We start from the raw sequence: 10,874 nt of genomic DNA, 5'->3' as shown, positions 1-10,874 counted from the left end.
GTGAAAGCGGTGGTCAGGTACCGGGCGGGGTCGGTGAGGCTCCAGCCGACGACCGTGCCGTGCTGCACCAGGAGCGCCAGGTCGGGGGCGATCCCGACGCGGGCCTCCAACGGCTCGTCGAGCACGTCGAGGTCGCGCAGACAGGTGAGCGAGGTGTCCCCGGGGCCACGGAGGAACTCCGTGGTCACCTCGAGGCGGAAGTCACGGACCTCGTCCGCACGCAGCCCGCCTGCCGTGACGGGTGGCGTGGAGGACGGGCGGGCCGCGTCGTCGGGATCGACGAGCATCCCGGGGATCTGGAACTCGGCGCCCACCAGTCGCCGGCCGACCCGGTCGAAGCGCAGTTCGTCGGGGGTGTCCCACAGCCAGGGACCGCTGCCGAAGGTGTCCGCGAGGAACCGCTGTCGCTCCTCGACACTCGCGTACTCGGCAACGCGCACGCGGAACTCGCGGAAGTCGAAACGCGGGAGGACGGTCAGCGGATCGTCTGTGACCGTCGCCGTCCACCCGTCGAGGGTGATCTTCATGGAGGGCGCCACCCTGTACCCCGGGTTCGCGGACGTCACCGTGCGAGCAGGTCCGCGACCGCGGTGCGGAACGCGTCCACGTCCGGTCGCAGGGACGGGGACAGTTCCGGGAGGAGGCGAAGGGTGTCATCGAGGTGGCGGGCCCATTCCGGGTTGTCCCGCCACACCTCGCCCCGACGCGTGACGACCGCGAACAGGAGGTCGTCGTCGAGCCAGAACCGTCCGGGTTCACGGGGCGCCGTCGCGCGAAGGTGGTCCAGGGCCCGCGGCAGGAGCAGGAGGAGCCCGACGTCCTGGGTGATCAGGCGGCTCATGTCCTCCGGCGCCAGCTCACGCAACGGCCGCTTCCGCAGCGCGTGCACGGCACGGACGAGGGAGGTGGATCCTGACGGCGGCTCCGGCCAGCGGTCGCCCTCCAGCTCCTCGAGGGAGCGCGTCGTGTCCACGGCGTCGGACAAGGTCTTCTCCATCCCCGGCACTCTTCCATGATGTCGACGGCCACCGGGATCGCTCGTCCCGGCGCTGTGGATCAGGACGCCTGTCCGAAGGCGGCGGTTCACGGCGGGCGGCAGTCGTTCCTCCGCCGCGGAGCGGGACGCCTCGCATCGCCCGAACGGCCCCAACTGCCGCGGCCGACCGCTTGACCTGCCCGGACCGGGGTAGCGAAGGGGCATGGCCACCGACGCGACCCAGACTTCCGAGAGCGGTTGGACGCAACCCGAGATCGACGTCCCGGCACTGACCGAGGTGCTCGACGGCGGGTACTCCGAGATCCGCGACCTCGTCCGCACCAATCTCGTGAGGTACGCCTCCGTCCTGGAGGAGGCCGACGACCTCGGCCTCGACGCCTTCCGTGAGCGGGTGCGCGAGCTGGTGGTCGAGATGGCCGCCACCGGCCAGACCGGCATGGGCTTCCCCCGAGAGTACGGAGGGGGCGGCGACGTCGGAGCGTCCATCGCGGCGTTCGAGACCCTCGCCTTCGGCGACCTGTCCGTCCTCGTCAAAGTCGGCGTGCAGTTCGGGCTCTTCGGAGGCGCGATCCTGCACCTGGGCACCGAGCGGCACCACGAGGCGTACCTGCCCGACCTGATCACCGGGCGGCTGATGGGCTGCTTCGCGATGACCGAGACGGGGCACGGATCCAACGTCCAGGCCCTGGGGACCGTCGCGACGTACGACCCCGACGCCCAGGAGTTCGTCATCACCACCCGGGGCGACGAGGCACGCAAGGACTACATCGGCAACGCGGCCCGCCACGGCGAGCTGGCGGTCGTCTTCGCCCAGCTCGAGGTGGGCGGCCGGTCCGAGGGCGTGCACGCGTTCGTCGTGCCGATCAGGGTCGGCGGCGAACCCGCGCCCGGCGTCTCCATCGAGGACGACGGCCGCAAGATGGGCCTCAACGGGGTGGACAACGGCCGCATCCGGTTCGACGGCGTCCGGGTGCCGCGCGAGGCGCTGCTCAACCGGTTCGCCGACGTCACGCCCGAAGGCGTCTACGAGAGTTCCATCGAGAACCCCCACCGGCGCTTCTTCACCATGCTCGGCACCCTCGTGCAGGGCCGGGTCAGCGTCGCCGGCGCGGGGATCAACGTCGCCAAGGTCGCCCTCGCGATCGCGGTCAAGTACTCCGTGCGACGGCGGCAGTTCGAGGCGGAGTCGGACACGCAGGAGCAGCTGCTCCTCGACTACGGGCTGCACCAGCGCCGTCTGCTGCCGCTGGTCGCGCGCACCTACGCGCTGCACTTCGCGCAGGACGTCCTGCGGGCGCAGCTGCACGATGTGTTCTCCGGCATCGAGGACGACCCGCAGGCGCGGCGACTGCTGGAGGCGCGGGCCGCCGGGACCAAGGCGCTCGGCACCTGGCACGCCACCCGGGTCGTCCAGGAGTGCCGCGAGGCGTGCGGCGGCGCCGGGTACCTCTCCGTCAACCGGTTCGCCGCGCTGAAGGCCGACAGCGACATCTTCACCACCTTCGAGGGCGACAACCACGTCCTGCTGCAGCTGGTGGCCAAGGGCCTGCTCACGCACTACGCCAGTGAGTTCGAGGACCTGGACCAGCTCGGCATGGTCCGCTACGTGGCCGGTCTCGCGGTGGAGACGGTGATCGAGAAGACGTCGGCCCACAAGCTGCTCGAACGGGTCCGCGACCTGTTGCCCGGGGGTGACGACTGGGACCGGGAGGCCGGTCTGCTGGACCCGGAGTACCAGCTCGCCATGCTCCGCTTCCGCGAGGAGCACATGCTCGCGGGCCTGGCCCGCCGGCTGAAGCGGGGGATCGCCCAGAAGCGCAACGCGGGCGTCGTCTTCTCCCAGGTGCAGGACCACGTCATCGCGGTCGCCCGCGCGCACGTCGAGCGGCTGGTGCTGGAGGCGTTCGTGGAGAAGGTGCGGGCGCTGCCGGAGGGCGGGAACAAGACGGCGCTGAACCTGATGTGCGACCTGTTCGCCCTGTCGACGATAGAGCAGGACCGGGCCTGGTTCATGGAGCACGGCCGGCTCACGGTCCAGCGGTCCAAGGCCGTCAGCCGGGAGGTGAACGCCCTGTGCCGCAAGGTCCGGCCGCTCGCGGTCGACCTCGTCGACGCGTGGGGCGTCCCGCCGGAGATGCTGCGCGCGCCCGGACTGGCGGAGTGACGCTCGGTCAACTGCGTTGTACTGGGCGTAAGTTGCTCGCGTCGCGGTAGGGGCCTGTCGGAGATGTCGGTACACTCACCGCACTGCTCCGGCAGGCCCTGGCGTCGAGCGGAAGAGGACCGGTGGACGAGCATCATTCGTCGGGAGAGACGACCCCGCAGGCGAACGGCGCGTCGGGGGAGCCCTGGACGGACGGTGCCCGAGGGGCGCCCTACGACGTGTACGCGGCGACCGCCGCCCGGCACGGCGACGGCGGGTGGGACACCGCCGACCCGTACGACGCCTACGCGGCGCAGTACTTCGCCGAGACCGAGGGCCGGTTCTCCGGCCACGACACCGGCACCTTCGCCGGCGGGGCGTACGACACGGCCGCGTACGGCACGGAGACGTACGACACCGGGGCCCACCCGACCGGAGCGTTCGCGACGGGTGCCTGCGACACCGGCACGTACGACACCGGCACGTACGACACCGGCACCGGCACGTACCACGCAGGTTCGGCCGGCACGGGTGCGACCGGCACGGGTGTGTACGACACGGGCTCCTGGGACACGGGACAGCTCGACACCGGCTCGTGGGACACCGGTTCCTGGGACGCGCGTGCGCTCGACACAAGCTCCTGGGACAGCGGCTCCTCGGACAGCGGCTCCTGGGACACCGGCTCCTGGAACACCGCGGCGTCAGAGGGCGGCGACCCGGGCGCGGACGGTCCCCCCACCGCATCCGTACCCGAGCAGCGGACCGGGGACCACGACGCGCCGGACGCTCCCGCCGCCTCGGCGCACGCCCCGGCCCGCGCCGGGTCCCGGCGCCGCCGCCGCGCACCGGTCCGCCGGTCCGCGCTGCTGCGGGTAGCGGTGCCCTCGGCCTGCGTAATGGGGGTGACCGCGGCCGCCGTGGCGGTCGTGTCCACGGACGGGTCCACCGACGCCTCGGCGGCCTCCGGGTCGGACCCCAGACCGGTGAAGCCGTCCTACGAGGACGAGTTCGCCGCCCAGCTCGGCGGAATCACTGCCGCGGCCAACGACTTCGGGGGCCGGGCCAGCCGTGAGCAGGAGCGCGAGGACCTCGCGGAGCGGCGCGAGGCGGAGATGAAGAAGGCGGCCGAGGAAGCCGCCAAGAAGGAGCGGCTGCGGCCGAAGTTCGTCAGCCCGGTCAACCGGCGGGGGCTGAGCGCCTACTACGGGGCGGCGGGGTCCAGATGGGCCCGCGGGCACACCGGCATCGACTTCCCCGTCTCCTACGGCACCCCGGTGTTCGCGGTCACCGACGGGGTGGTGAGCCACAAGGTGAACGGTGCCCTCGGCAACATGGTGATCGTGACCGCCAAGGACGGCACGGAGACCTGGTACTGCCACCTCGCCAGCTGGAAACTGACCCCCGGGGCGGTGGTCAAGGCGGGCGACACCATCGCCTACTCCGGTGACACGGGCAACTCCAGCGGTCCGCACCTCCACCTCGAGGTCCACCCGGGCGGCGGCGGAGCCATCGACCCGCTGGCCTGGCTGATCAGCCACGGCGTGGACCCCGCCTGAACCGCCCCGCACCGCTCCGAAACGCACCGACGCGAGCGCCGTACGTCCGGCCGCCGTCCGCGCCCCCTCGGGGGCCCGGGCGGCGGCCGGCGCGGTCACCGGGCGAGCGGTACGGCGTCCGCCGGGTCGGTGTGCCAGCTGGTCACCACCGGCGCGTCGACGACGACAGGGTCGATCTTCAGCGAGACCGGCTCGGGGTCCCCCTCGCTCACCGCGACGATGACGGTGCCGAACCGCGTGCCCGCCTCGCCGCTGCTCGTCTTCGGGCTGACGCCCGCGTAGAGCGTCCTGCCGCCGCCGAGGGTGATCGCGTCGCCGGCGGACTGCTCGGCGGGGCCGGCCTGGATGCCGCCGGAGCCGAACGCCACGACCGGGAGGCCCGCCGGAAGGACGCAGGTGACACCGGGCTTCGCCGTGGCGGCGATCTGCAGGTAGCCGCCCGCCTGGGTCCTGGGCCTGGCCGACCAGGTCAGATCGCCGGCGCCGCAGTCGCGCCCGGCGCCGGACCCGTCGCCCGCGGCGTCGCCGGAGGTGTCCGCGGCCGCGCCCGACGCGTCGCCGTCACCGGCGTCGTCACGGTCGTCGGCCGGGGACTCGCCGGAGGCCGCCCCGCCGGAGGCGTCGGCGCCGTCGGCGGAGTCCTGGCCCTGGGAGGCCGTGGCCGCCGGGTCCGAGGCGTCCGCGTCGGCGGCGGAGCCGCCACAGGCGGTCGTCAGCAGGCCGGCGGCCAGGACGACGGAGAGGGTGAGCGCGGTGGGAAGACGGTGGTGCACGGTGTCCTTTCGGTCGGCGGGCAGGGCTGTCCTGCGCACGCCCGGGAGGGTGACGAGGACGTCGAACGGCGGGTCGGCCGAGGTCACGCGGCCCGGGCCGCGGCCAGCACCTCGGCGCGGGACGGGCCCGGCCAGGTCCACGCGGGGCCGCCGTTCAGGGTGAGCGCGCGTTCCACCAGGCCGGGGGCGGCGAACGCGTTCTCCGGGGAGTCGAGCATGCAGGCGACCTCGGTCATGGCCCGCAGGACGTCCGGGTCGGCGAGCTTGATGCCGTCGAGGGCGTTGGTGAGGTGCCAGCCGGGATCGTCGGTCTCGTAGGCACGGCCGGCGATCACGGCGTCGATCTCGGCGATCCGGTGCCGGTCCCATTCCCGCAGGCGCGCGTAGACGGGCGTGAGCGTCGCCTCGCTGACCTCGTCGAAGCGCAGCGCCAGCTCCGCCGCGTCAGCGAGGCCGGTCTTGGCGATCGTGTCGGCGAGTGCGACGGCGTGGGTCAGCCCCATCGACAGGCCGAGACCGAACTGCGGGTCGGTGGCGGCCCAGGCGTCGCCGGCGTGGACCAGTCCGGTCACCACCGGCAGGCCGTCCACCACGGTCCGGCGGATCCGGCTGTGCAGGCCCGCCATGGCCTGCGGCGCGGTGATCGGCTCGCCGTCGGTGCGGCCCTCCAGCTCGGGAAGCAGCCGCGCCGCCCGCTCCCAGGCGGCCGGTTCACGCAGGGCCTTCAGGGCGTGGTCGCGGCTGGAGACCACCAGGACCACGGACCAGGTCTCGTGGTCGGCCGGGATCACGATGGTGGACACGCCCTCGTGGTGGACGAGCGGCCAGACGGGCTGGGCCGGCGCGCCGCCCGGGGCGCGGTAGGTGCGGGCGTAGTAGACGAAACCGGCCTCGGCGCGCTCCTCGGCGGGCGGCGGACCGCCGAGCCCGGCGACCAGCGCGTGCACGGGGGAGTTGCGGCCGCCGGCGTCCACGACGAGGGCCGCGTGCAGCTCCTCGCCCCGCCCGGTCACCACACCGGTCACGTGCGGGCGCCCCTCGACCCGCGCCGCGCCGGTGAGCAGCCCGGTCACGGCGGCGCCCCGGCGGACGGTCACCCCCGAGGTGGCCGCGGCGGCCGCGGCGAATGCCGCGTCCAGCACCGGGCGGCGCGCGGTGAGGGTGTCGTAGCGCTCGTCCCCGGGCAGCGGACCGCCCATGCCCGGCAACTCCCGTGCCGCGCCCGCTATGTTGAGCCGCAGCGGGCCCGTCTCCTCCAGCGCGTCGGCGACCTGCGGCAGCCGGGCGCGCAGCAGCGCGGAACCGGCGGGCAGCAGGATGTGCGGCTGGCGGAACTGGGAGACTCCGGGCCGGCGCCAGTGCTCCCAGGCCCGCTCCGCGGCGTCCTCTCCCGCCCGGCCGGCGGTGTGCTCTCCCGTGCCGCCGGGTGCGACCTGCCCCGTGCCGCCGGGTGCGTCGCCGAGATCGTCGCCGTCCCGCTCCAGCACCGTGACCCGCAGTCCCTGCCCGGCCAGCGACATCGCCGTCGCCAGACCGACCGGTCCCGCGCCGATCACGATCACGTCCTGTTCCGTCATCCGAAGCCTCCTCGCACGTCTGTCCGTGGGAGGCACGGTGTCCCGACCTGTTGCTCAGTCACCAGTCCGTTCGTTGCTCACTGTTGGCCGTTCCGTGCTCACTCGCGGCCCACGCGTACTCGTCGGGGTGAACGCACCCTTCGCTCGCCGGTTCCGCGGGCCTACTGTGGCCGGGCACAGGTGCTGTTCCCGCGGAAACCACCCCCCGATGTGCGAAGGGTGCGTCCCCATGACTCACGACGAATCCCCCCTCTCCGACGAGGAGCGTCTCGAGCAGCTCGGCTACCGGCAGACTCTCTCGCGCTCGATGTCGAGCCGCGCCAACTTCGGCGTCAGCTTCACGATCATCTCGATCCTGTCCGGCTGCATGACCCTGTACGGCTACGGCATGAACACCGGCGGTCCGGCGGTGATCATGTGGGGCTGGCTGTTCGTCGGCCTCATGACCCTGTTCGTGGGCCTGTCGATGGCCGAGGTCTGCTCGGCCTATCCGACCAGCGCCGGCCTGTACTTCTGGGCGCACCGCATGGCTCCCGCGCGCTCCGCGGCGGCCTGGGCCTGGTTCACCGGCTGGTTCAACACGCTGGGCCAGATCGCGGTCACCGCCGGCGTCGACTTCGGCGCCGCCACCTTCCTCAACGCCTGGCTCGACCTCCGTCTCGGCTTCGAGGCGACGCCCGGCCACACCATCACCCTGTTCGGGATCATCCTCGTGCTGCACGGGCTGCTGAACACCTTCGGCGTCCGCATCGTCGCCTTCCTCAACGAGGTGTCGATCTGGTGGCACGTCCTCGGCGTGGCCGTCGTCTGCGGGGCTCTGGTGCTCGTCCCCGACCAGCACCGGTCGGCGGGGTTCGTCTTCGGGGAGTTCGTCAACAACACGGGCTTCTCGAGCAGCGTCTACGTGGTGCTGATCGGCCTGCTGATGGCGCAGTACACGTTCACCGGTTACGACGCCTCCGCCCACATGACCGAGGAGACGGTGGGCGCCTCCGTCGCCGGCCCCCGGGGCATCGTCCGCTCCATCCTGGTCTCCCTCGCCGCCGGTTTCGTGCTGCTGCTCGGCTTCACCTTCGCCATCCGCTCCTACGACGGGGCGCTCGCCTCGAGCACCGGGGTGCCTCCGGCGCAGATCCTCATGGACGCGCTGGGGGAATCGGCGGGCACCTGGCTGCTGCTGGTCGTGATCGTCGCCCAGTTCTTCTGCGGCATGGCGTCCGTCACCGCCAACTCCCGCATGATCTACGCCTTCTCACGGGACGGAGCGCTGCCGTTCTCCCGGGTGTGGCACCGGCTCGACCCGGCGACCCGCACCCCCACCAACGCGGTGTGGCTGGCCGCCGGAGGAGCGTTCGTCCTCGGCCTGCCGTACCTGTGGAACACCACCGCCTACGCGGCGGTCACCTCCATCGCCACCATCGGCCTCTACATCGCCTACGTCATCCCCACCTACCTGCGGCTGCGGCAGGGCGACCGGTTCGAGCGGGGGCCCTGGCACCTGGGCCGCTGGTCCGGCGCGGTGGGCACGGTCGCCGTGGCGTGGGTGCTGGTGATCACGGTGCTGTTCATGCTGCCGCAGACCTCGCCGGTCACCGCCGGCACCTTCAACTACGCGCCCGTCGCGGTCGGCGTGGTCGTCGCCTTCTGCGGCACCTGGTGGCTCGTTACGGCACGGCGCTGGTTCCTGCGGCCGGCCGGCGCCGGTGCGGACGTTCCGGGTGGACCGCGGACGCGGGCCGGGGACAGGGGGGAGGGCGACGCGACGGCGCCGCCGCGCGAGGCGGTGTGAGCCGCGCGTCCCGACCGGAAGGGCCGTGGGCCGGACCGGTGAGGCCGGTCAGTACGTGGCGACGCCGTTGGAGTACGACTTCATCCAGTGCAGCGCGAATCCGTTGGTGACGGGGTCGCCCGCCTTGTTCACGGTGTGCAGGATGCCGCCGCCGCCCGGGCCGTTGAGGCAGGCCGTCACCATCGAGGTCAGGACGACACCCGGGGTGTCGGGGACCTCGAAGGCACGGTCGGTGTAGATGTCGGCGTTGAGGTTGAAGAAGGCGTAACTGCCCAGGCCCCAGGCCTTGTGGTCCCTGACGTCGTCGGCGACCTTGTAGGCGGCATAGCCGTTGGTGGAGCCGCGCCGCCACGCCGACTGGGTCGGGACGTCGTACGGGTGCTCGTTCTGGAAGAAGTAGGTGCGGCCCTTCTCGCCCTTCCAGACGACCTCGTGGTCCTGGTAGTGCTCGACGAAGAGGCCGTAGGCGGTGACCCGGTCGCCGTTGACGAGGAAGCCGACGCCGGCCGGGTTGACCGACCAGCCGACCGTGCCGTCGAGGCCGTGGTCGCCGCGCCAGGCCCAGACGTGGTCGGTGATCACGTCGTTGCTGTCGATCTGGATCGACACCCCGGCGCCGCCGGGGACGGATCCGCCGATGCGCACGAAGACGTCGAAGAGCACGGTGGGCCGGTGCGCGTGGTTCTTCCGGCTGCGGCCGTCGCCGACCCGCAGCAGCACCGGGGAGTGGGCGGAGGCCGCCTCCAGCATCAGGCCGGCCACGGTGACGTCGTCGACGTCGGCGACCTCGATGAGCGAGTTGCCGTCGACGGCCTGGAGGGTGGCCAGCCCCAGACCGAGGACCACGGTGCCCGGACGGGTGACCCGCAGCGGCTTCGACAGGCGGTAGACGCCGGGGGTGAGCAGCAGGTGCTTGCCGGAGGCGAGCGCCGCGTTGATCCGGGTGACGGAGTCGCCCGGCCGCGCCACGTGGAACCTGCTCAGGGAGATGTGGCGACCGGCGGCGGGCCCGTTCTCCCAGCTGGTGCCCGCGGTGTCGTGCCGCAGCGCGGGCACGAAGACCTGGTAGGCGCCCCTGCGGTCGACGGTCAGGAACGGCTTCTCCCGGATCACCGGGGTGCGGTCCAGGGTGGTGATGGGCGGGGCCGGGTAGCTGGTCTCCGGTGCGCCGCGGACGCCGAGGAACACCATGTTCCACTGGGCGTCCTTCCAGCGGCCGACGGTGTCGTTGCGGGACAGCCACTGCTGCTGCGAGCCGGCGTTGATGGTGCCGGTCACCAGGCTGTCGGCCAGGAAGCCGCCGCTGGACCACCCGTTGCCGGGCGGGCTCGGCATCAGGATCATGTCGCCCTTGACGTGGCACCGGCGCATCGGCGCCGCCTGGGAGACGGCCCAGCGGTCGAGGCCGTCCGGCGGCACGATGGTCAGGTTCTCGCAGGCCCGCCAGAAGTTCTGCGTGGCGTTGCCCTCGAACCACTGGGCGTCGGCCGTCACATGGCCCTTGATCACGACGTCCTCGGGACTGTCGCCGAGGCCGAGGACGTGGGTGTAGAAGCCGACGTTGATCTCGAGCTCGTAGGTGCCGGGCCTGAACGCCAGGGCGAACCGCTCGGTGCCGAACTGGTTGGCCTCCTGGACCTTGAAGACGGCGTCGATCCGCTCCTGGATGGCGGCGTCGCCCATCGAGGGGTCGAAGACGAGGACGTTCGGCCCCAGCCCGGCGGCCCCGTGACCGGCGGCGCCCCGGCCGCGCTGGTCGGCGGAGGCCGGCGACGCGAAGGCCGATCCTGCGGCGGCGCCGCCCAACGGCACCGCGGCGGCGGCGGCCGCCACCCCGCGGAGCATGGCACGACGAGAGGGAATCACGGACACGGCTCTCCCTGCATGTGGTGGGGCAAGACGGATCGCGGCTGGTCCTCAACCGCGTTTGAGAGCGCTCTCAGCCCCGGAGTGAATCACTGCCCGCCCGCAGCGTCAATGACTTGGCTGGGGTCAACGGGCTTGCGCGTGGATGGAGTTGCCCGGCGGTCGGGTGGGAG

The 10,874-nt window shown here is 72.6% G+C and carries 8 protein-coding genes; 3 read left to right on the top strand and 5 right to left on the bottom strand.

All coding sequences use genetic code 11. The features are described from left to right. Together ACOV8S_RS30155 and ACOV8S_RS30150 are read right to left on the bottom strand one after the other, a co-directional pair. Positions 1–527: hypothetical protein (locus ACOV8S_RS30155; RefSeq protein ID WP_448321661.1), on the bottom strand; the 527-nt coding region annotated here is incomplete at its 3' end. Positions 528–562: 35 nt separating this feature from the next. Then, positions 563–997 carry a contact-dependent growth inhibition system immunity protein gene (locus ACOV8S_RS30150; RefSeq protein ID WP_448321660.1) on the bottom strand — a complete coding sequence of 145 codons (435 nt, stop codon included), beginning with the start codon at positions 995–997 and terminating at the stop codon, positions 563–565. 202 nt (positions 998–1,199) lie between these two features. Here ACOV8S_RS30150 and ACOV8S_RS30145 point away from each other — a divergent pair, with 202 nt between their 5' ends. Both ACOV8S_RS30145 and ACOV8S_RS30140 read left to right on the top strand, forming a co-directional pair. Next, on the top strand, positions 1,200–3,161 hold the full coding sequence (locus ACOV8S_RS30145) for an acyl-CoA dehydrogenase family protein (protein WP_448321659.1): 1,962 nt from the start codon (positions 1,200–1,202) through the stop codon (positions 3,159–3,161). Positions 3,162–3,283: 122 nt separating this feature from the next. Next, positions 3,284–4,696: a M23 family metallopeptidase gene (locus tag ACOV8S_RS30140; RefSeq protein WP_448321658.1), complete on the top strand. Its 1,413-nt coding sequence runs from the start codon at positions 3,284–3,286 to the stop codon at positions 4,694–4,696. 95 nt (positions 4,697–4,791) lie between these two features. Here ACOV8S_RS30140 and ACOV8S_RS30135 read toward each other — a convergent pair whose 3' ends face one another. Then, positions 4,792–5,508, bottom strand: coding sequence for a hypothetical protein (locus ACOV8S_RS30135; RefSeq protein WP_448321657.1), 717 nt, complete (start codon positions 5,506–5,508; stop codon positions 4,792–4,794). A gap of 44 nt (positions 5,509–5,552) precedes the next feature. Further along, a complete protein-coding gene (locus ACOV8S_RS30130) occupies positions 5,553–7,046 on the bottom strand; it encodes an NAD(P)/FAD-dependent oxidoreductase (protein WP_448321656.1) in 1,494 nt (497 codons plus the stop codon). Between the two features lie 229 nt (positions 7,047–7,275). Here ACOV8S_RS30130 and ACOV8S_RS30125 point away from each other — a divergent pair, with 229 nt between their 5' ends. Continuing rightward, entirely contained in the window at positions 7,276–8,835 is a 1,560-nt protein-coding gene (locus ACOV8S_RS30125; protein ID WP_448321655.1) for an amino acid permease, read from the top strand. A 48-nt stretch (positions 8,836–8,883) separates the two neighbouring features. On the opposite strand, the gene ACOV8S_RS30120 is transcribed toward ACOV8S_RS30125, so the two are convergent. Then, positions 8,884–10,680, bottom strand: coding sequence for an adenylyl cyclase (locus ACOV8S_RS30120; protein WP_448321654.1), 1,797 nt, complete (start codon positions 10,678–10,680; stop codon positions 8,884–8,886). Between the last annotated feature and the right edge of the window lie 194 nt (positions 10,681–10,874).

The organism is Streptomyces sp. CO7 (assembly GCF_053474865.1).
Note: the sequence above shows the minus strand (reverse complement) of the source record. Positions and strands in the feature narration are given on the sequence as shown.

What these genes read in the sequence shown, in the direction of transcription:
- ACOV8S_RS30130 (WP_448321656.1), bottom strand. Translation starts at nt 7,046, where the DNA reads ATGACGGAACAGGACGTGATCGTGATCGGCGCGGGACCGGTCGGTCTG.
- ACOV8S_RS30145 (WP_448321659.1), top strand. Translation starts at nt 1,200, where the DNA reads ATGGCCACCGACGCGACCCAGACTTCCGAGAGCGGTTGGACGCAACCC.
- ACOV8S_RS30150 (WP_448321660.1), bottom strand. Translation starts at nt 997, where the DNA reads ATGGAGAAGACCTTGTCCGACGCCGTGGACACGACGCGCTCCCTCGAG.
- ACOV8S_RS30120 (WP_448321654.1), bottom strand. Translation starts at nt 10,680, where the DNA reads ATGCTCCGCGGGGTGGCGGCCGCCGCCGCCGCGGTGCCGTTGGGCGGC.
- ACOV8S_RS30125 (WP_448321655.1), top strand. Translation starts at nt 7,276, where the DNA reads ATGACTCACGACGAATCCCCCCTCTCCGACGAGGAGCGTCTCGAGCAG.